General features: G+C 45.4%; 20 protein-coding genes. 13 read left to right on the forward strand and 7 right to left on the reverse strand.

What is annotated here, in order from left to right; all coding sequences use genetic code 11:
* Positions 1-4 precede the first annotated feature (4 nt).
* Genes fliP through ACMAZD_RS01670 form a run of 3 tightly spaced genes read right to left on the reverse strand, consistent with a single transcriptional unit; the run spans position 5 to position 1,981 of the window.
* A complete protein-coding gene (gene fliP / locus ACMAZD_RS01660) occupies positions 5-772 on the reverse strand; it encodes a flagellar type III secretion system pore protein FliP (protein ID WP_435248335.1) in 768 nt (255 codons plus the stop codon).
* Between the two features lie 19 nt (positions 773-791).
* Positions 792-1,160, reverse strand: coding sequence for a flagellar motor switch protein FliN (gene fliN, locus ACMAZD_RS01665; protein WP_435248336.1), 369 nt, complete (start codon positions 1,158-1,160; stop codon positions 792-794).
* Positions 1,157-1,981, reverse strand: coding sequence for a FliM/FliN family flagellar motor switch protein (locus ACMAZD_RS01670; protein ID WP_435248337.1), 825 nt, complete (start codon positions 1,979-1,981; stop codon positions 1,157-1,159). Before ACMAZD_RS01670 ends, fliN begins: the two co-directional genes overlap by 4 nt.
* Before the next feature lie 283 nt (positions 1,982-2,264).
* Here ACMAZD_RS01670 and ACMAZD_RS01675 point away from each other — a divergent pair, with 283 nt between their 5' ends.
* The 13 genes from ACMAZD_RS01675 (at position 2,265) to ACMAZD_RS01735 (ending at position 17,723) form a co-directional block, all read left to right on the forward strand.
* Entirely contained in the window at positions 2,265-3,353 is a 1,089-nt protein-coding gene (locus ACMAZD_RS01675; protein ID WP_435248338.1) for an OmpA family protein, read from the forward strand.
* A complete protein-coding gene (locus ACMAZD_RS01680; RefSeq protein ID WP_435249312.1) occupies positions 3,353-4,684 on the forward strand; it encodes a sigma-54 dependent transcriptional regulator in 1,332 nt (443 codons plus the stop codon). The genes ACMAZD_RS01675 and ACMAZD_RS01680 overlap by 1 nt, the downstream gene beginning before the upstream one ends.
* Positions 4,685-4,696: 12 nt before the next feature.
* Positions 4,697-5,053 carry a flagellar hook-basal body complex protein FliE gene (gene fliE / locus ACMAZD_RS01685; protein ID WP_435248339.1) on the forward strand — a complete coding sequence of 119 codons (357 nt, stop codon included), beginning with the start codon at positions 4,697-4,699 and terminating at the stop codon, positions 5,051-5,053.
* A 3-nt stretch (positions 5,054-5,056) separates the two neighbouring features.
* On the forward strand, positions 5,057-6,808 hold the full coding sequence (gene fliF / locus ACMAZD_RS01690) for a flagellar basal-body MS-ring/collar protein FliF (RefSeq protein ID WP_435248340.1): 1,752 nt from the start codon (positions 5,057-5,059) through the stop codon (positions 6,806-6,808).
* The gene (locus ACMAZD_RS01695; RefSeq protein WP_435248341.1) at positions 6,771-7,790 is read left to right on the forward strand and encodes a flagellar motor switch protein FliG; all 1,020 of its coding nucleotides are present in this window, start codon (positions 6,771-6,773) and stop codon (positions 7,788-7,790) included. The genes fliF and ACMAZD_RS01695 overlap by 38 nt, the downstream gene beginning before the upstream one ends.
* A 4-nt stretch (positions 7,791-7,794) precedes the next feature.
* On the forward strand, positions 7,795-8,550 hold the full coding sequence (gene fliH / locus ACMAZD_RS01700; RefSeq protein WP_435248342.1) for a flagellar assembly protein FliH: 756 nt from the start codon (positions 7,795-7,797) through the stop codon (positions 8,548-8,550).
* Positions 8,543-9,895, forward strand: a complete 1,353-nt coding sequence (fliI, locus tag ACMAZD_RS01705; RefSeq protein WP_435248343.1) for a flagellar protein export ATPase FliI — start codon at positions 8,543-8,545, stop codon at positions 9,893-9,895. The genes fliH and fliI overlap by 8 nt, the downstream gene beginning before the upstream one ends.
* A gap of 7 nt (positions 9,896-9,902) precedes the next feature.
* The gene (gene fliJ / locus ACMAZD_RS01710) at positions 9,903-10,343 is read left to right on the forward strand and encodes a flagellar export protein FliJ (protein WP_435248344.1); all 441 of its coding nucleotides are present in this window, start codon (positions 9,903-9,905) and stop codon (positions 10,341-10,343) included.
* A gap of 321 nt (positions 10,344-10,664) precedes the next feature.
* The gene (locus ACMAZD_RS01715) at positions 10,665-13,037 is read left to right on the forward strand and encodes a S8 family serine peptidase (protein ID WP_435248345.1); all 2,373 of its coding nucleotides are present in this window, start codon (positions 10,665-10,667) and stop codon (positions 13,035-13,037) included.
* Positions 13,038-13,049: 12 nt separating this feature from the next.
* Positions 13,050-13,415 (forward strand): ATPase, encoded by a 366-nt coding sequence (locus ACMAZD_RS01720; RefSeq protein ID WP_435248346.1) that lies wholly within the window; start codon positions 13,050-13,052, stop codon positions 13,413-13,415.
* Between the two features lie 108 nt (positions 13,416-13,523).
* Positions 13,524-14,570 (forward strand): hypothetical protein, encoded by a 1,047-nt coding sequence (locus tag ACMAZD_RS01725; protein ID WP_435248347.1) that lies wholly within the window; start codon positions 13,524-13,526, stop codon positions 14,568-14,570.
* Positions 14,571-14,812: 242 nt separating this feature from the next.
* Positions 14,813-15,871: a hypothetical protein gene (locus tag ACMAZD_RS01730; RefSeq protein ID WP_435248348.1), complete on the forward strand. Its 1,059-nt coding sequence runs from the start codon at positions 14,813-14,815 to the stop codon at positions 15,869-15,871.
* Between the two features lie 448 nt (positions 15,872-16,319).
* Positions 16,320-17,723, forward strand: coding sequence for an SPFH domain-containing protein (locus ACMAZD_RS01735; protein ID WP_435248349.1), 1,404 nt, complete (start codon positions 16,320-16,322; stop codon positions 17,721-17,723).
* 303 nt (positions 17,724-18,026) lie between these two features.
* On the opposite strand, the gene frdD is transcribed toward ACMAZD_RS01735, so the two are convergent.
* From frdD to frdA, 4 genes are read right to left on the reverse strand one after another with little or no spacing between them, the layout of a single operon-like run.
* A complete protein-coding gene (gene frdD, locus ACMAZD_RS01740; protein ID WP_435248350.1) occupies positions 18,027-18,404 on the reverse strand; it encodes a fumarate reductase subunit FrdD in 378 nt (125 codons plus the stop codon).
* Positions 18,405-18,415: 11 nt separating this feature from the next.
* The gene (frdC, locus tag ACMAZD_RS01745) at positions 18,416-18,799 is read right to left on the reverse strand and encodes a fumarate reductase subunit FrdC (RefSeq protein ID WP_435248351.1); all 384 of its coding nucleotides are present in this window, start codon (positions 18,797-18,799) and stop codon (positions 18,416-18,418) included.
* A gap of 1 nt (position 18,800) precedes the next feature.
* The gene (locus ACMAZD_RS01750; protein WP_435248352.1) at positions 18,801-19,580 is read right to left on the reverse strand and encodes a succinate dehydrogenase/fumarate reductase iron-sulfur subunit; all 780 of its coding nucleotides are present in this window, start codon (positions 19,578-19,580) and stop codon (positions 18,801-18,803) included.
* On the reverse strand, positions 19,580-21,430 hold the full coding sequence (frdA, locus tag ACMAZD_RS01755) for a fumarate reductase (quinol) flavoprotein subunit (RefSeq protein ID WP_435248353.1): 1,851 nt from the start codon (positions 21,428-21,430) through the stop codon (positions 19,580-19,582). Before frdA ends, ACMAZD_RS01750 begins: the two co-directional genes overlap by 1 nt.
* Between the last annotated feature and the right edge of the window lie 303 nt (positions 21,431-21,733).

Consider the following 21,733-nt stretch of genomic DNA (forward strand, 5'->3'; position numbering starts at 1 on the left):
CCCATCACCCAAAGCTGGCAGATAAGGTGCCAACCGTCATTGCCCAACCATCAACCAGAACAAAAATGATCAGCTTAAAAGGCAGTGAGATGATTAAAGGTGATAGCATCATCATCCCCATTGCCATTAAGACACTGGCGACGACAAGATCGATGACCAGAAAGGGAATAAATAACATGAAACCGATTTGGAACGCGGTCTTGAGCTCGCTGATGACAAACGCTGGCAGCACAACGGCAAATGAAATATCTTCAATATTTTGATCAAGAGGCTCATTCGCGATCCGTAACATTTGTTCCAATGAACTTTGGTGGGTTTGCGCGAGCATAAAGTTTCTTACTGGCTTTTCTGCCACAGAAAATGCCTGCATTAAGGTGATTTCACCATTATCGTAAGGCTTAAACGCACCCTCGTAAATATCAGTCCAAACAGGACGCATAATGAGAATGCTCAGTGTCAGAGCAATCCCCACTAACACTCGATTAGGGGGGCTTTGTTGCAGCCCCAAAGCTTGGCGCAAAATCGCTAACACCACAATAATACGTGTAAAGCTGGTGGCCATGAGGATGAAAGCAGGCAAGAAACTAAGTGCTGTCATGAGCAGTAGGATCTGAAGTTTCACACTGTATTCTTGCTGTGTGTCGCCGTCGGAAACCGACAAGATTGTTAAACCGTTATCTGCCGCCATCGTGGGGAATGCAAACAGCATTAAGCCGGTTAAAACCAAAATTAATAGCGATAAACGATGCTGCCAAACATTCAGGTAATTCATTTTAGAGCCCAAAAGGAACTTAGATTTTAATTCCGCTCATTGCAGAGCTATGTACATCGATAAGACGTAGGCCGTACTTGTCATTAATGACGATGACTTCAGCTTGTCCCATGAGAGAACCGTTAACTTTGACATCTAAGGATTCACCGTTGAGTTTATCGAGCTCAATCACAGTACCTTCGCCTGCTTTCATCAAGTCCCCTAGTGGGATCTCTTTGCTGGCAACCTCTAAGGTCACGGTAACGGGAATGTTTTTGAAAAAGCTTAAATCACGTTCAACGCTTGGTTCCGATTTTAGGTCTTGTTCTGTTTGAAAATCATTTAATTGGAAATCATCAAAACTTAATTCGTCGGCGTCAAATGCTTTATTTTCTTCTATTTCGCTCATCGCTGCGATTCCTTATCTGAGTTAAAAATCAATACAAGCTGACCGTTTTGCTCGGCAATACGACCACTGAAAAGAGGTTGGAGACCTATGCTAACTGGGGCGTTATTAAGAAGCTCGATCGGTAAAATATCCTGAGGCTGTAAGCGCATAACATCATTTAGTGGCATGACTTTCTTACTTAGCACCACGTTAAGGCGAACTGGGGTCGATTCCAAGGAGCGGCAAAAGGGTTGGTAAAGATCGGTATCGTTATACAGCTCTAACTGTTCGATCAAGGTGTGAATCATTGCGTTTTCAAGTTTGAGGTGAATGACTCCTTGGTAATCTTCAAGCATGATTGAAATTTTTACGTGTAAGCCGATGCCACGTGGTGCTTCATATTCACAAACTTGCCACATATCTTGCGGAGCGAACCAGTTTATGAGAATTCGGCTGATACGCTCTTGTAAGCGCAAGTCACTGGCCGTTAGCGGTGTGGATGTCGATGCTCGTTCTGTTGTTGCTCCATAAAAACGGTCAGCCAATTTGATCAATGTTTGTGCATCACTATGGACGTAAATCTTACCATTCTCTTGATGTTGGTAAGTTGATATTTGGCTCTTATCCAGTCGCTCCACAGAGAATTGGTGCAATTCTACTGAGGTTAAGCTTGCGTCAATTTTGCTAGTGCTAAGCCAACTTTGTAATTCATTTGTGAGACTCGAACAGGATTCTGAAATTAAATTTTCGATCTTTTCACGAATGATATGAATAGGCTTTCCTAATAACTCCACATCAAGTGTCTTGATGTTATGAGTAGGCTCATTAACACTATTTGTCATCTATATTTTACCGTACCTTTACAAAAGGAAATGATCTAAAGTCGATTTGGTACAGCATACACACGTTTTTTTATAACCTTTTAGTTTCATTTTTAAAGATTGTGACTTTCGTTCCTATGTTGATTTTAATCGAGCTTCAATCACTTTTAATATGAGTGGAAAGACTGTATTTTTGTTATTGATTAAATTATTGATCGTTTTATTAATAACCAAAATCGCTCTAACTTTTTTGTTGTGAACTTAAACGCTTAAGTTTGGCTTTTTAGCTTTTTTTACAATTTAAGTGTTTGATTTTATTTGTTTGTTTTGGTCTTGTTTTGGTTTTGATGAGTTTTCGAAAGGTAACGGGTGGTATGAGTTTTTATGGAATAACCTCTATTTTTTTTCGTTTTTGCATAGATTTGAACAGTATTCTGCATACTTTATTATTCTTATGAAAACCAATGCTTCAATTGTTTTAAATTTTTTAAATGTATTTTTTGTATTGTCAGCTAACTCATCTTTTGCGAGTGATAATATAAATGTTTCGATGGATATTTCTACATGGTCATACAAGGGTAGTAATTTTGAATGTAACTTGATTCATTCAACCATTCCGCATGGGAAGTTTTATTTCCGCTCGGAAGCAGGTGGTAAAAATCTATTTATTGCTGACATTGTTGATAATAATCGGTGGGATAAAGTCGTGCTAGAAAGTAAGAGTGCCCCATGGGAAAAAGAAATCTTTATAAATAAAAAGGCTTCGCATACGCTTACTGAGCCTAAACATCGATTTGCGTTTTCATCAGGAATCGACTCTCTTCTTGATGACATGATGTTGGGTCGCTGGGTTGTGTTGTCATTAAGGGGAAGTCATCCTTCCACCATTAAGAGTATTACGCTGCCAGCTCTTCAAATTCAACAGGCATTACACTCTTTCAATCAATGCCGAGATAAGTTGCCCAAGCTCTCGTTTGCTCAAGCTCGCGATCTGACAATCCCTTTCCAATTTGGTCAAAAAAAACTGCAATTATCCCAAAAAAATACATTAGCGGATTTGTATAGTTATGTTGTTGTTGATGAGCGTATTACGACTATTTTGGTCGATGGCCATGCGGATAACATCGGCGATCAGTTTGCAAACTTAAACGTATCGCGCCAACGAGCCGACCAAGTTGCGAAGGCTCTGGTCAATTTAGGTGTTGAGCGCAACATGATTGAAGTTCGTGCGCATGGGGCTCGTTATCCAATCGCTAGCAATAATACTTCAGTTGGACAAGCGAAAAACCGTCGCGTAACACTTCGACTTGTTCGAGATGATGAACATGTGACGGCAGAAAATAAATCAGAAATAAAACCGACCACCCAACAATATAGGGTAAAGGCTCAATGATGACGAAAATGAATGTTTTGTTGGTTGAACCAAATGAATGCCTTGCTCGACCGGTTTTGGATATGCTTGAAAGTGTGGGCTATTCGTTAAAGCATATTTCTACTGGCCGTCGTGCGCTTTTAGAAGAGCGAGCTTGTATTACTCTGGTCAGTTCCAACTTACCGGACATGTGTGTACGCGAGTTTGTTACCAGTCATCAGAAACAAGAGCGTGCAGGTGTCGTGATCGCGATTGTCGATCAGGAACAAGGTATTTTAGCGGCGGAAACGATGCAGTCTGGCGCAACAGACTACTTACTTCGTCCATTTGAAACCAATCAGTTACTCAATTTACTAAAGCGCGTTGAAGTGTTAGGTAAAACTGTGGCAAATATTGTCGCGCAGTCATGGCGCAGTAAACAAGTGCTTCAATTGGCTCACCGTGCGGCTTGCACTAATGCTAGTGTACTTATTACCGGTGAGTCGGGCACGGGAAAAGAGGTGCTTGCTCGCTATGTTCATGAGCAATCGCCAAAAGCCGATGGCCCTTTTGTTGCTGTGAACTGTGCTGCAATTCCTGAATCGATGCTAGAGGCCGTATTGTTTGGTCATGTCAAAGGGGCATTTACAGGAGCAAGCCACTCTCAAAGTGGTAAATTTGAAGAAGCCAATAATGGTACGATCCTTTTGGATGAAATTGGTGAAATGTCACCCGCGGTACAAGCTAAAATATTGCGTGTTTTACAAGAACGCGAAGTTGAACGCGTAGGTAGTCACAAAGTGATTCAACTCAATATTCGAGTGATCGCAGCAACCAATAAAGATCTGCGAGAAGAAGTACAAAAAGGCTTGTTCCGTGAAGACCTTTATTATCGGTTAGATGTTTTACCATTGCATTGGCCGTCACTGCGTGAGCGGAAAGAAGACATCATACCCATCAGTCAATTCTTTATTGGTAAGTATCAAGATGGCAGTCGCTGTCACCTCTCTCAGGATGCCGTTACGGCACTAAGCCAATATCATTGGCCAGGTAATATTCGTGAACTCGAAAATGTGATTCAACGAGCTCTGGTGATGCGTCATGGTGATTGTATTACCGCACATGATTTGATGTTACCAATGAAATTAATGACCCCCGTTCCCTCCACAGAGCCAACCTCAAATTTTAGTCATATCGAAGCTAAGAAGCATGCCGAGTTTCAGTTCATACTTGATAAATTACGTCACTTTGGTGGAAACCGAACCAAAACCGCCAATGCTTTAGGTGTCTCGACCCGAGCATTACGTTACAAGCTTGCCGCGATGCGCGAGCACGGCATTGATCTACAGTCGGCACTGGGCTCGGCTGCCTAACAGGAGAATAAAATGGCAAGTCAACCAACCAATGCGGTTTCAGCAGAACAGTTAATGCTGTCGAAAATGGAGGCGATGCGAACGCAAACTCAACCGCTCGAATTTGTTGTCAGTGCAAACCCTCTCGACCAGCAACCTTTGAATGCGCCACTGTCTTTTTCACAAGCCATGACCAATGTCCTTGATACCGTTAATCAACATCAATCGTATGCTAGTCAAAAAATGACGGGGGTAGAAACGGGTAAGAGTGATGATTTAGTCGGTGCGATGGTCGCAAGTCAGAAGGCAAGCCTTTCTTTCAATGCTTTAATGCAAGTTCGCAATAAAGTCGTGATGTCGTTCGAAGATATAATGAAGATGCCGGTGTAATCAATGTCAGAATTAACTACCCAAGTGGCCGGAAACCCTGCAATTCATACAGGTTCACCTCAGACTCTGCCTCCAAGTAAGGGGGTAGATGAAGTCACAAGTAAGATCAAGCAATTGTGGTCAAACAGCCAACGTAACTTAGTGTTGTCTGCTGTATTAGCGGCGATTGTTGCGGCTATTATTGTCGTGGCGTTATGGAGCTCTTCCCAGAGCTTTCGCCCACTTTACAGCCAACAAGAACGGTTTGATATTGGTGAGATCATATCGGTATTAGAAAGTGAGGGCATCAGTTATCGGATGCAAGAGCAGAATGGTCAAGTACTTGTCTCGGAAGGGGAAGTGGCACATATTCGTATGCTACTGGCTTCTAAAGGTGTGAAAGCTAAATTACCGACTGGTTTGGATTCATTGAAAGAAGATAGCTCTTTGGGTACCAGCCAATTTATTGAAACAGCACGGTATCGGCATGGCTTAGAAGGGGAGTTAGTACGCACTATTATGTCACTTAATGCGGTGGCGAATGCGCGTGTGCACCTTGCGATCCCTCGGCAAACTTTGTTTGTACGTCAAAACACGGAGAACCCGTCGGCTTCTGTTCTGTTAGAGCTTAAACCAGGAGAAGACTTAAAAACGGAGCAAGTCGAAGCGATCATTAATTTGGTTGTTGGTAGTGTGACGGCAATGAAACCTGAGTTTGTTTCTGTGATAGATCAATACGGTCGTCTACTTAGCGCTGATGTCGGATCACCTGAAGCCGGTAAAGTGAACGCGAAATATCTTGAATACCAAAAGAGTGTCGAGAAGCAAATTATTCAACGTGCCGCAGATATGTTAACGCCAATTGTTGGTCCAAGTAACTTCCGGGTTCAAGTTGCGGCCGATCTGAATTTCAGTCAAGTGGAAGAAACACAAGAGATCCTCGACAACGCACCTGTAGTCCGTAATGAACACACGATTCAAAACAACTCGATCGATCAAATTGCCCTTGGTGTTCCGGGTTCACTGAGTAACCAGCCACCAGTAACTGGTGAGACGCCAACTAATGATAATCAGAACTCGAATGCGCGCTCTGAAGTCAATCGACAATATGCAGTAGGCAGTAGTGTTCGTCGAACTCAATATCAACAAGGTCAAATCCAGAAGTTAAGCGTGTCTGTTCTACTTAACTCACAAGCAGCACCCGATGGGCTTGCTTGGACTGATGCGGATAAAACACAAATATCTACTATGGTCATGGATGCCGTGGGTATCTCGAACACGCGTGGCGATAGCTTGAGTCTGATGAGCTTCAACTTCACGCCAATTGAGATTGATGCGCCGCCGGCTCTGCCATGGTGGCAAGATGCAACAGTCCAACAGCCATTGCGCTACGTGATTGGTGGCATGCTTGGCCTCGCGATGATTTTCTTTGTTTTACGTCCACTGACTATGCACCTTACGGGGGCGGATAAGCCAGTACCAGAGCTAGGCTTTGCTGAACCCAAAATAGAACCTGAATACGATAACCTACAGACACGCGAAGAACGTGAGCGCGAAGAAGTGCTCAACCGTAAATTGTCGGAGAAAGGGATTACCGTTTCATCGGGTCTGGATGTCAACAGCGATATGCTACCGCCTGCAGATTCTCCACTTGAAACTCAATTAAAACATCTACAGCTTATTGCTAACGAAGAGCCAGAGCGTGTATCCGAAATTTTGAAACAATGGGTAAACATCAATGAACACAGCGCAGTCGACGTCAAAGCAGACGCTTAATTATGTAGAACAAACCGCACTCGTGCTGCTAGGTATGGGTGAAGACGCGGCAGCGAAAGTGCTGCAAAATTTTACCCGTGATGAAACTCAGCGTGTGACTCGTGCCATGGCGAAATTGAATGGAATCAAAAGTGATTCTGCTCGCGGTGTTATTCAACACTTTTTTGAAGACTTTCGTGAACACAGTGGTATTCGCGGAGCATCGAAAGAGTACCTGTCCAATACGTTACGTAAAGCGTTAGGTAACGACTTAGCTAAAGGACTGCTGAATAACCTGTATGGCGATGAAATTCGCAATAACATGCAACGTTTACAATGGGTCGAATCGGAAATATTGGCAAAATTTATCGTTAACGAACACCCTCAGATGCAAGCTATTTTCTTAGCTTATCTACCTGCGGACAGTTCTTCTGCGGTATTAAAACATCTACCTCAGGATTATCACGATGAGATTTTATTCCGCATTGCTCAACTGCAAGATATCGATCCTCAAGTCGCCAATGATTTGCACGAGCTTGTTGAGCGTTGCATCGATAAAGTGTCAGCAAGTCAAAGCACTCCACTATCGGGCGTGAAACAAGCCGCGGATATCATTAACCGCTTTGAAGGCGACCGTGCATCCCTAATGGAAATGCTCAAATTGCATGACGAAAATGTTGTCAACGAAATTGAAGAAAACATGTTTGACTTCCTGGTGTTGGCTCGTCAGCGTGAAGAGACTATGGATATGTTGGTTCAGCAGATCCCGTTAGAACTTTGGGCTGTTGCGTTAAAAGGCTCTGAAATCACAATGCAACAGGTCATTAAACGTTCAATGCCGCAACGTATGGTCAAAGCACTCGAAGACGACATGGAGCTGCGAGGTGCTGTTGCGCTTAGCCGAGTACAACGTGCTCGTCAGGACATCATGCAATTGGTGCGTGAGCTTGATGAATCTGGAGAAATTCAACTGGTACTTTACGAAGAACCAACAGTGGAGTAAGACAATGGCAGAGAAAGCAAACAGTACGATGCGATTGCCACCCAGTAGTTATCGCTTACACCGTTTTCCTCCTTTAGCCCAACCGGTGACCATCGATGATGATTTCACGATGGAAAACCAAAGTTGGCAAGACACACAAGCGGATGTTCAACAGCAATTAGAAGCCGGCTTTCAACAAGGTTTGCAACAGGGTCACGACGAAGGCATTCGCCAAGGTGTTGAACAAGGTAAGCAGCAAGGCTTACTTGAGGGTCAAAAAGAAGGCTTTCAGAAAGGTTTTGTGTCTGGAGAATTGTCAGGTAAACAAGGTTTTGTAGAAGCGGCAAAACCGGTGAATGAGTTGTTCCAAGCATTATCTCGTTGGCAAAGTGATAAAGAACAGCAGCAGCGACATATGATTTGTGAGTTAGTGCAGAAGGTGGCGCAACAAGTGATTCGTGCTGAGTTGACTCTAATGCCACAGCAGATTTTGGCCCTAGTGGATGAAACCTTATCTGCGATGCCGGGTAAAGCTGAAACGGTAATGGTGTACCTCAATCCACAAGATCTCGAGCGAATCACACACATTAATTCTGACTTTCCAAAGGCTTGGAAGTTAGTTGCCAATGCGGATTTACCCGTGGGTGGCTGCCAACTTGTGACAGAGGATGCGGAGGCTGACGCGAGTTGTGATTCTCGATTAGAAGCGTGTATGGATAACGTAAAGCAACACTTACTTGATGAGGCGACAGTGCCACTCGTTGATATTGAGCATGAGTAGTTGTCTCAATCACGAGTTGCTGAATGAGCGCTTGAGTGTCGCATTAGCCTCACTTGATTCGATCCCTATAGCGAAAGTGACAGGAAGGTTGATCAAAGTAAATGGTTTGATGCTGCAAGCGGTCGGTTGTCGATTTAAATTAGAACAACGTTGCCTCATTGAAACCGCAGAAGGTGACATGATTGAAGCGCAAGTCGTTGGTTTTGATCACACGATCGCATTCTTAATGCCCATTCGTCGCTTAGGAGGCCTGTTTGCAGGAGCAAAAGTCATCCCGCTTGAGGGCGACAGTACAGTACAGCTTAGCTCTCATTGGCTTGGCCGGGTTGTGAATGGTTTAGGGGAGCCTTTCGATGATGGCGCCCCGCTTAAAGGAGGCGATCGCGTTTCTTTAGAGGCCAAACCCATTAATCCACTCAGACGCCGTCCAGTCGATACTCCACTTGATGTTGGCGTTCGTGCCATTAATGGTTTGTTGACGGTGGGTAAAGGGCAGCGTATCGGCTTGATGGCCGGTAGTGGTGTGGGTAAAAGTGTTTTAATGGGCATGATTACCCAAAACACTGAAGCTGACGTGATTGTTGTTGGTTTGATTGGCGAACGAGGCCGAGAAGTTCGAGAGTTTATTGAACGTAATTTAACACCCGAAGCGCGTAAGAAGGCCGTAATTATCGCAGCACCGGCCGATGAATCCCCTTTGATGCGTTTACGTGCGACGTTGCTTTGCCATCGGGTTGCCGAATATTTTCGTGACCAAGGGAAAGACGTATTGTTATTGATGGATTCATTGACGCGCTATGCAATGGCGCAGCGTGAGATCGCTCTATCTTTAGGGGAGCCACCTGCGTCGCGAGGTTATCCGCCATCAGTGTTCAGTATGTTGCCTCAATTACTGGAGCGTGCCGGAAACAGTGAGAATCCACATGGTAGCCTTACCGCTATTTATACGGTGCTTGCCGAAGGTGACGATCAGCAAGATCCTGTGGTCGATTCCGCTCGTGCGATTCTCGATGGGCATGTTGTGTTATCACGCCAACTTGCAGAGCAAGGCCACTATCCGGCGATTGATATTAATGCGTCAATCAGCCGTTGCATGAATGCTTGTACTCATGACGCGCACATTACCATTGCGAACAACTTCCGCCAATTGTATTCCAATTACTTACAAGTCAAAGAGCTTTTGCCGTTAGGGGGTTACCAACCGGGGCAGGATCCTGAACTGGATCAGTCCGTTTCTATGTATCCACAGCTTCGAGCTTACTTACAGCAATCGGCACATGATTCTGTCGACTATTTAACCAGTTTAAGTTCGCTAGCTCAAATGTTCCAAAGTGATCAATCGTGAGGTAACCGTGGAGTCGAAATTAAAAGCTGTTGGTAAGCTTCGCCAAATGGAAGAGAAGCAGCGTGATAAAGTAGGACAGCAGTTAGATGTGATGCGTCAGCGCCACACTCACCTTACGTTGCAGCTAGAACAACTGTCGACACTTAGAATCCATGCCGGACAATCAGCATTGACGACGCCTATATTAAATAGTGCAGCTTTAATGAACTTAACTCGTGTCGACCAATTGCTGCAAAAGATGCTAAGCCACCACGAGCAAGAGCAAGCGTTGATGCAGGCTGAGTGCGCATCTGTACAAAAGCATCTTGAATACCAACATGCTCGTGTTCAAGGGTTAGAGAACGTTCTTGAGCGTTGGCGTAATAAACAAAATTACGAGAAGACGAAGAAAGAACAAAAGTTAGTGGAAGATATTATCAACTCGCGAGTAAAGCGAAGAAGCTTATAGTTGTTCCGCTTATCTGGTAAGTGGTCGCTCTAGAACCATGATAGCTCAACTCATGTACCACTATCATGGATTAAGTTTTCACCTCTGTACTTATTAACTGTTCACTCTTTAAGTTTTCTTTCCTGCATTTATTAACAGTTCACTCTTTAAGTTTTACTTGTGATTTTTGATCAAATATTGATCAGTTTAATTTTCTTAGCCTTGATTTGTTTGATTTTTATACAAATATTGATGAGCCATTTGTGTTTCATGTGGATGATTCACAGGACGGATGGTTGATTATCCCAACGATGTCGTTGGGGTGCTAAAGGAATAGAGTAGATGCATCAAAATAAAATCAAATTAAAGAGTATGTTTTCATTGTCTGCCGTTGCTGTTGCGATGACATTTTCGCTGTCAGCGCATGCGGCTCCTCTGACGGGGTTCGATGAATCTAATTTGCCGACCAAATACATCGTCAAATTTAAAGAAGACACGTCCAGTGCTTCCGAGTTGAGTAGATACTCATTCTGGGGGCCACGCATCGTACAAGAGTCGGTTTTAGATCAGCTTAAAGCGCGCAAAGTGGAAAAGCTAGGAAACCGCGCGATTTACAGTGTAGAGATGGAAGACTCGGAGTTGGGGAAATTGCGTAACCGCAGTGATGTGGAATACGTTGAAATTGACCCGCCGCGTTACCTGTTAAGTGAGACTACTCCTTGGGGCTACGAGGCGGTGAATGCTCAGCGTCTGGATGACTCAAGTGCAGGTAACCGCACTGTATGTATCATTGATTCGGGTTACGATCTGGCGCACAACGATTTGAGTGGCAACCGCGTATCGGGTACAAACGACAGCGGCACCGGTGCTTGGAGTGTTCCGGGAAATGATAACGCTCATGGTACTCACGTTGCTGGAACCATCGCGGCGATTGCCAATGCGGAAGGCATCAAAGGTGTTATGCCCAACCAAAACGTGAATTTGCACATCGTTAAGGTGTTCAATGAAGCGGGGTGGGGGTATTCATCCAGTTTGGTAAAAGCAGTCCAAACGTGTGCCGATAATGGTTCGAACGTGGTGAACATGAGCCTCGGTGGTAGCCAATCGAGTGTGACTGAAAAAAATGCGTTGCAAACCATTTCTGACCAAGGTGTGCTGTTGATCGCGGCCTCAGGCAACAGTGGTAACACAGAACACAGCTACCCAGCGTCTTACGATTCGGTAATGTCAGTTGCGGCGGTGGATGATAAGCGTGATCACGCGGCGTTCTCTCAAGCGACAGACCAAGTTGAAATTGCAGGTCCGGGTGTAGCGATTCTGTCTACGGTGACGGTAGGCGAGGGTAAGCTGTCAGACATTCGCTTGAACGGTGCCAGTCAATTTGATCGTGGCATTGTTCCTCATAATCGTTTGACCCAATCGGATGGCAGTTATGGTCCTGATCCTGTTGCTGGTTCTATCACGGCGGCACTAGCAAGCTGTGACGTAGCCGGTAGCAGCTTCCGCTGTGGCGATATGTCGGGCAAGATTTGTTTAACTGAGCGTGTGGGTAACCAATCATCAAGCCGCTACCCAGAAATCGATGCCGTTCAAGCATGTTACAACGCAGGTGCGAGTGCGGCGATTGTGTACAGTAACTCTGATTTACCGGGCTTGCAGAATCCTTTCCTTGTCGATCAAAACAACGAGGCGCGTATGCTTTCGGTAACGGTTGATCGTGCCTTCGGTCAGGAGCTGTTGGGTTACGTTGGTCAAGACATTACGGTATCGACTACTAAGGGCGAAGACTACGAATACTATAACGGTACTTCGATGGCAACGCCTCACGTAACCGGTGTGGCGGGCTTGGTTTGGAGCTACCATCCAACTTGTACAGCTGCGCAAGTTCGTAACGCGCTGATCAAAACAGCGACCGACATCGACATAACGGGGCGTGATAACCGTACGGGTTACGGTCTAGTGAATTCCGACGCGGCCAAGCAATATCTGGATGCTGGCTGTAATGGCCCTGATGGTGGTGATTCCGGCAATGAGAATGTGCTAGACAACGGTATAGCGAAATCACCACTGTCTGGCGACAGTCAATCAAGTACAGTATTTGTGTTTGACGTTCCTACAGACGCAACTCAAGCGACATTCAACATGAGTGGCGGCTCTGGTGATGCAGACCTTTACGTGCGCTTTAATGGGACACCAAGTACCAGTACTTACGACTGTCGTTCACGGGCGAGCGGTAATGGTGAAAGCTGCAACTTGAACGTATCAGGTGCAGGGCAATATGAAGTTTTGGTTTACGGCTACCGCGCGTACTCTGGCGTATCTCTTGTTGCCACCCATAACGGCTCTAACGATTCATCCGGTGGTGGTTCTGAACCTTCTAGCTATACCAATTCGGATGCTATTACTATTCCTGATAATCAAGCGTCTGGCGTGGTGAGTTCATTAGATGTGACTCGCTCTGGCGATGCAGGTTCAGTGACTATCGACTTGGATATCACTCATACCTACATTGGTGACCTTTATGTCACGCTAACGTCACCAGAGGGTGGCCAAGTGGTACTGCACGATAACGCCGGTGGCAGCGCTAAGGACATCAAAACCAGTTTCCAAGCGGATTTCTCTGGCTTTGAATCGCAAGGTAAATGGGAGCTTAAAGCTGTGGACAGTGCTAGAAGAGACACAGGCACCATCAACAGTTGGACTTTGGCCTTTTAATAAGGAGTAACTATGAAGAAGTTGACCTTACTTTCTTTGTCTATGATAGGCGTTAACGCAATATTGGCCATCGGACTGAGCTCAAGCAGCTTGGCAAATAATCAAGGATTTCCTTTTGTTGATGAACGCCAAGATCAAGCCGAGCAGCAACCCATACGTTACTTTGTTAAGTATCATCAAGGGAGAGAGAGCGAGGTGAGGTCGCTTCTTCGTTATCACAATATTGAAGTGGTTGACGTTCTGGGGAAGCAGCGCGTGTTGACTGTAATAGGTGAAAAGCCTGAAATCGATAAACTTGCCGATTACGATGCGGTGGAATACACAGAGCAAGAGCCGATAAGACAGTTAATGTATCAAAAGGATAATGTCCTGAATTAAGGCGCGTTATTGTGATAATCATTCCCTGCGTGTCTACAACAAGTTAAATGCATAAATTTTTAACAATAGAGATCAACAGAACCCTACTATTAAAAGGTTACAAACATCATGAAAGAAATACTCAAAGTCGTTCTATTTGTTGTTGTATTCTTGTTGCCTAGCGTTTCTCATGCTGCGATTGGCAACTATAAAGTCGTTCTTATTCATGGCTTCCAGCCCAGTCAATTACAAACGAAACCTTCACAACCCCAAGTCGATCTGGAAGGGGCGGAGGTGTGGGAGGATTATTGGCTGCAGTACGCCGATGCTCGTATTGATTGGCCCTCACAAGAGCGGATAGAAGGTAAAATTGCCAGCGATTATGTATGGCCCAAGCTTCAAGAGCTATCGAGAGAGGGCACTTGCCAAATGGGTTGTATTTTTGTGACGCACTCTGCTGGCGATCTGATTGCGCGGTATGTGCTCGATAATCAAGAGAATTGGCTCGTTAACGTGGGTCTGGAGCCGCTTAATGTTGTTGCAACGTTTGATTTTGCTGGAGCGGGTGGTGGTTCAGAGCTGGCTGATATTGCCATCAATATTACGGAAGGTGCTGGTTGGGCAAACAGTGCCATGCGCTATGCGATTTCACTTTGGCTAGGGGAAGTACCGAGCAAGCGTAACACTGGCGTATTGAACGACCTTAAAGTGTCTAACGCTCGCAAAATAGGGATGCTGCCCGACCACCGTATTCCTAGAATTCGTTTCGTTGGCAATGGCAGTGATTTCCTTAAAGCGACGGCGATCCTGCTCCCCGGCAAAGATGATGGTGTCGTTGCTGCTCATTCATCATGCGGGGCTTCAAGATCGGGTTCTTTTGACAGCTGTTCAAATAGCCTTGCAATGGATGGCAAGGTCGGTTTTCAGAGTAAAGGGGTGACGAGCTTAATGCCCAATCACTATCCTTTGATTATGGGTAACAATTATAGCCACAGTGAAGTGATTGGGTCGCAACATAGAGGCAAAGTGACGTCCGCGAATGCATCAATTACATTGACGGATGGCCGATTGGTGAGAGTAGACAGATACCAGCAAGATGGTTGGTTTGGCGCCCAGTACATTTATGTGCAAGGCTCTCAGCAAGATAGTCTTGCTGAGATTGCCGCAGGACTGTGACGACGGCGAGTTGATTTTTATGCCCCGGTGTTTGGTTTGCAGTCGATGAGTTGGTTATTTTTACAAGGCCGCTCTTTTTGATAAGAATGTTTGATAAGTCTTTGTTCTACAATCAAGCATTCTTAAAAAATTTATCGATCTTTATGTCAGCTAGGGTATCCCTTTATCGATTTCGATGGATATAAGCCAAGCCATGATTCACTTGCTCATTATGGATTCTAAAGAGGGTTCAGAGGTTCAATATGGAAAACACAAAATGGCGAGTAGCAGCTGTGACCATAATGCTGGTTATTATCACTGTTGTTCTAACCCGCTTTGCCGACGAGGATCCTACTGCGCCTTCAACTGTAATCGCGAAGCCATTAGCGCTCAATCTGCTCACCGCTTCAATCGTTGATCAAACAAGTGGGGTCACGGCGTTAGTCCCCGATATTCACCCTCTTACCATAATGAGCGAGGAGGTGACACCTGCTCATTCACTGGCACTCATTGTGCAACGACATCAGCAGGTTTTACAGTTCCCCCCATACTCCCGACCTATCATTGATGGAAATAGTCCGTATCTACATTGGAATCATTTCGAGGAAGTCTCTGTTCCCGTTTTGGATGGACAACACAGTGCCGCGCTGAGCTTGAAGCAGTATCGTTATTTCTATCCCGACGAAATTGAAGTCGGCTTAAAGACCTCTCTTGAAGTCGTGACAGCTTCATTAGATATTGAGGACGTCATCAATCAAAAAACACTCGCGACTTTACCCATAGACAACAATGTCTGGAGGATTCGTCCTGATAATGCTTGGCCTGAGGAGTTAAGGTTAGTCGCACGCATCAGTTTTATTGAGGGTGACGATATTATCAGTGCAGACTTACGGATTTATCATTCTGTCGCAAGTGTCGTCAGTGTCGGAGTTGGAATTCCAGACAATACTGATATGGTCGTGCCGCTTACATTACAAATTGATAAATCGGGCATCTATAGAGTGACGAGCAATCTTTATCAATCGGACGGTTCTGCTATCGCGTCACTGGTTTTCAAGCAACCACTGTCGGAAGGTGAGCAAACCATTGAGCTCAAAGCGTTTCATCGATTACTACCTAAGGGGAAGGTCGATTATATATTACGTGATATCGTGATCGAGCGTATGTCTGGTTTTCCGGGAGAGAAGGCGCAATATGGCAAGAGTACCAATGAGAGTTACCCCATTGGTACCTTTGACGCTAGATTGTTGTCAAATGAGCCTTATCAAGCGAGTGATAGAGAAAAACAACAACTTGAATTTCTACAACAAGCCTCCAATTGATGGGCATGGGAGCAGAACTGCTTCACCCAATCCTACTTTTAGCTTGTTTTCTGTTAAGGCATTCGAAATTCGCTTGTTCGAATCCCATACCAACTCTGAGTTCTGAACCCGCTATGGCTTAATCAAGCTAAACACTAAAGCGCTGACAACGACTACCCCCACCAATAAGACGAATACGCACGACAGATCACTGCGATTAACCCTATCACTATGGTTCCCAACAGCAAAGGTCGCGGCAGCGACTCTCGCCCAGCTTGGTTAACCATAAATCTGTATTTATAAATACAGAGATTGTTTATATTTTTCGGTAAAACCTTATTTATTTGATGAATCTTTCGATTATTCCTAAATGTAACAATTTGATACATTAGCTCTCGTAGTCAGCGAGTTGCATAACTGTTTAATTCATTTCGATTTAACTCAATGACAATCCAATAAGGAGAATAAAATGGAAAGCAGAGGCTTAGGAAGAGGTTTGAAAATAGAAGAACGACGTCAGTTACTACATAAAGGGCTAAAAGCGGCAGTATTTGGTGCACCATTGCTGGCTTTAGGCTTAACAATTAATAGCTCAGTTTTGATGACCGATGCCGGTTACAGCTATGTGCATCAAAATAATATTACTGGTGAGTTGGATGTCTTTACCGAGCCCGGAATTCATTTTCGGATGCCGTTTTTATCCAAAATTACCCAGTATGATCAAGTGATTACGGTCTCTTTTGGTAATAGCCAAGGGGAGGATTTTTATCAGAGGTTAGATCCGGTGCAGGTGCGTTTTGCTGATACGTATATTGGCGAGATCCCGGTAACGTTCCGCTTTAAGCTCAGTAATGACCCGAAAGCGGTAGAAAAGATGCATAAGGAGTTTCGTAACAACAGTAATTTGATCGATGCGTTGCTGGTTAAGAATGCGCGTAATGTGACAGTGATTACTGCGACTCAATACACGGGCGAGGAGTTCTTCCAAGGTGGCTTAAACCAATTCAAATCAAAATTGGGGGACCAGTTACGCGAAGGTATCTACTTAACGGAGCGTCGTCAGGTTGAAGTGGAACAGTTGGATCTTGCGCCGGTCGGGGTCAATCAATCGAACTCGAATCAATTGCAACGAACCAATCAACTGGTTTGGAAGACAGTGCCGGTGGTGGATAACACTGGTCAGCCTATCCGTCAGGACAACCCGTTATCACAATACGGAATTCAAGTCACTCAGGTCACGATTGGTGATCCGCAGCCAGAAAAGCAACTTGATCAGTTATTGGCGGATAAGAAGCGTTTGGTGGCCGACCGTATCCGTGCGATTCAGGAGCAAGAAACATCAAAAGCGCAAGCTGAAACCGAGCAACTCCGTAAAGAGATTCAGCGTACTCGAGAAGTCCAAGACGCGCAGCGAGGCAAAGAGTTAGCGATTATTTCCCAGCAGAAAGAAGTGGAAATAGCTCGTCAAATAGCTGAGCGTGAAATTGTCGAAGTCGAGAAGACTAAGCGATTAGCTGAAGTTGAAAAAGAGAAGGAACTGGCAACCGCAGAAGCAAATTTGGCGATTCAAAAAGCCAATGCATTGTCTGCTGAATTTGAAGCAAGAGCGATTCTTGAAAAAGGTCGAGCGGAAGCGGAAGTGTTGAAAGCGAAATATGCCGCACTGGGGGCCAACCGCGAGGTGTATCTGGCCGAGCTGAACCGTGACGTCGCTAACTCGCTGTATAACAACCTGCAGAACTTCCAGGTTCAGATGCCACAAAACTACATCGGCGGCAGTGACGAAACGGGTTTGAAAACCAACCTCGATGTCATTACAGGCTTCGGAGCGTTGGGGTTAATGGACCAAACCAAGAAGGTTACACAGCAATAAGATCATGGGTAACCAAAAGCTCTAAGTGCCCCGTGATTTAGAAAAGCAAAGAGGCTGATACTGAGTTATCAGCCTCTTTTTATCGGTAATGCCTTGTATGAAAGTATGACCGTCATCTGCCAAATGACATTGTTGTATTTATATTGATGATATTGCCACCAATGATTTCGAGCTATGTAAGCCGGTGTAAATTGCACTTTGTAAGCGCATATAATGGCAACAAAAAAGCAGAACAAGAAAACCCTGTTCTGCTTCTATTTTTAAGCTCCTCGAAATTCGTTTACTCGAATCCCGTATCTACTCTTAAATCATAAAGATGAAAATAATAGACAATACGCTGATTAGGCCTGCAAAGAAGTAGCAGCCCACTTTACCAGCAATGCCGACGTGAAATTTCAGGTCGTGCATGCCGTGGTGAAGACGGTGCATGGCATGCCACATTGGCAGTGCCAGTGTAGCGATGATGAAGAGTGCACCGATAATACTGGTGGCGAACTCAGAGACACGTTCGTAGCTCATGGCTTCTGCATCGATGATGCCCATTGGTACTAAGATACCCAACACTAAGATAGTGACTGGTGTGATCATCGCAAACCAAGTACCGCCAGCGCCGAATAGGCCCCACCAGATCGGCTCGTCGGAACGTTTAGGAGCACGATTTACTTTGTAGTTTGTGTTCATAACGAAGCTCCTTACACCACAACAAGAACGATTAAAGAAATAAAAGCCACCGCGGCCCATTGAGTCAGTACGATGATTCTTTTATCAACCAATTTACCTTTCAGGCGGATTGGCATTACTTGAGGCATCATGCTGAAGAAGGTTTGAGCATGCATTAAGCTGCCCAGCAGAGCCACGATATTAATACCGACAATGATAGGGTTCGCCATAAAGCTCAACCAACCTTCCCACGCTTCAGGGCCTTTCACTAGCGAACCCAAACCGAAGGTTAGGAACAGAGTGAATAGAATCAAAGGCAGTACCGTTGCTTCACGTAGCATGTAGAAGCGGTAGAACGGATGGTTGCTCCACCACGTTCTCTTCATCTCACGAACATAAGGCTTACGATTGCTCATCTTATGCCTCCTCTGCAGTTTTAACTTGGTTCTTGCCAACGGATGTACCGTCTGGCTTGAACATCGAGATAACGAAGTCCATTGAAGACTCAACTTTACCTTGGTTAACCGCCGCTGCTGGGTCTACTTTCTTCGGGCAGACTTCAGAACAGTAACCAACAAACGTACAACCCCAAGCGCCATTTTCACCGTTGATAAGCTTCATACGTTCATCTTTGCCGTTATCACGGCTATCTAGGTTGTAACGGTGAGCTAGCGTGAGTGCTGCAGGGCCAATGAACTCAGGATTTAGACCAAACTGAGGACACGCTGCATAGCAAAGACCACAGTTGATGCAACCTGCGAACTGTTTGTATTTCGCCATCTGCTCAGGTGTTTGGAGGTTAGTGCCGTCTTCAGGCTTACGGTCATTACCAATGATGTAGGGTTTAATCGCTTCAAGGCGCTCGATGAACGGCGTCATGTCGACAATTAAATCTTTCTCGATTGGGAAGTTAGCCAAAGGCTCAATCTTGAAGCCATTCGGGTAGTCACGTAAGAAGCTTTTACATGCCAGTTTTGGCACGCCATCAACCATGATGCCGCAAGAACCACAAATCGCCATACGACAAGACCAGCGGTAAGACAGGTCTTTATCTAGGTTGTCTTTGATGTAACCGATCGCATCAAGTACTGACATGGTTTCATCAAACGGAACTTCAAAGGTTTGAAAGTGAGGTTCTGCATCGTGCCCAGGGTCATAACGCAGGATTTCAATTTTTTGGATTCGATTCGCTGACATTATGCTTGCTCCTCTTCGCGGTTCTCAATTTGAGCGACATTCTCTTCTGCCGCTTTTTCAGCAGCAGCGGCTTTCTCGGCTGCTTCACCGTATAGACGAGCTTTAGGTTGAGATTTAGTAATTTTAACGCCGCTGTAGTCGATGGTTGGTGCTGCATCTTCGTTGTAGAAAGAGAGAGAGTGTTTCAGGAAGTTCACGTCATCACGTTCTGTGCAGTTGTCGTCTAGACGTTGGTGTGCACCGCGAGACTCTTTACGAAGGATCGCTGAGTGAACCATCGCTTCTGCAACTTCAAGGCCGTAGCCCACTTCGATAGCGTAAAGTAGGTCAGTGTTGAACACTTTGCCTTTGTCTTTAATGCTGATCTTCTTGTAGCGAGCTTTCAGTTCAGTGATCTTGTTGATGGTTTCTTGCATCAAGTCTTCTTGACGGTAGATACCACAACCCGCTTCCATGGTGTGACCCATTTCAGTACGAATGTCAGCCCAGTTCTCATCGCCTTCTTGAGCCAAGATGCCTGCGATGCGATCTTCAACCGCTTTGATTTGCTTAGCGATAGCGTCTTCATTCCAGCCTTTGAATTCAGCGGCACGTTTCACGGCTTGTTCACCGGCTACGCGGCCAAATACGACGAACTCAGCCAGAGAGTTAGAACCTAGGCGGTTTGCACCGTGTAGGCCAACTGAAGCACACTCACCAACGGCGAATAGGCCTTTAATGCGAGTCTCACAAGTGCCGTTCGTTTCAATACCACCCATGGTGTAGTGAACCGTTGGGCGAATTGGGATTGGCTCTTTTGCTGGGTCTACGTTTACGTACGCTTTTGCAAGCTCACAGATAAACGGTAGACGCTCTTGCAGGTACTCTTCACCAAGGTGGCGAAGGTCAAGGTGTACCACATCACCAAGTGGGTGCTTGATGGTGTTGCCTTTCTGCTGCTCGTGCCAGAATGCTTGAGAAACTTTGTCGCGGGGACCCAGTTCCATGTATTTGTTTTTCGGCTCGCCCACTGGAGTTTCAGGGCCCATGCCGTAATCTTGCAGGTAACGGTAGCCGTTCTTGTTGACGATGATACCGCCTTCACCACGACAACCTTCGGTCATCAAGATGCCAGTGCCCGGTAGACCTGTTGGGTGGTATTGAACGAACTCCATATCACGCAGTGGTACACCGTGGCGATAAGCCATTGCCATACCGTCGCCAGTTACGATGCCGCCGTTGGTATTGCAGTGGTAAACACGACCTGCGCCACCGGTTGCTAGAACAACAGATTTCGCTTTAATGGTAACAAGCTCACCTTCAGACATATGAATCGCGATTAGGCCTTGTACTTGATCCTCTTCAACGCCGTCTTTGTTTTCTACGAGAAGGTCCACCACAAAGTACTCATCAAATCGTTTGATTGTGTCGTACTTCATCGAAGTCTGGAACAGAGTATGAAGCATGTGGAAGCCGGTTTTATCCGCTGCGAACCACGTTCTTTCTACTTTCATACCGCCGAATCGGCGTACGTTGACTTCACCGTTTTCTTTACGACTCCATGGGCAGCCCCATTGTTCCATTTGGATCATTTCGCGAGTCGAGTTTTCAACAAAGTATTCAACAACATCCTGTTCACATAGCCAGTCGCCACCGCCAACCGTATCGTTGAAGTGGTTATCTAGGCTATCTTCGTCTTTAATTACTGCTGCTGAACCGCCTTCTGCCGCTACCGTGTGCGAACGCATTGGGTAAACTTTAGAAATCAGTGCTACTTCCAATTCAGGGTTAGCTTCAGCCGCAGCGATAGCGGTACGAAGACCAGCGCCGCCTGCGCCGATGACTGCGATATCTGTGGTAATTGTCTTCACAGTTATTCTCCAGTGTGATGCGGAGTATTCCGCTTGTTATTATAAAAAGCCTATTTTAGAGCGCAGTAAACGGCATCAACCGATTATCACCCCTAAGCCTTAAGTGGTAGGTGCAGTGTATGAGAGGGGGTGATTTCAAATATTGATTTAATTAGGTTTTTGCTTCGGTAGTGCATGTGGAGGCATAGAAATTCTAGGTTATGTGATGCTAATCACGGCAATCAATTGTTGATGACGATTCTCCCACAAGGCATGTGTTAACGGCTTGTTGATCATGATTTTTGTTATCAATACTGGCCGAGG

Origin of the sequence: Vibrio sp. nBUS_14, from assembly GCF_051201655.1 — a bacterium.
In the GTDB taxonomy this organism is placed as follows: Bacteria; Pseudomonadota; Gammaproteobacteria; order Enterobacterales; family Vibrionaceae; genus Vibrio.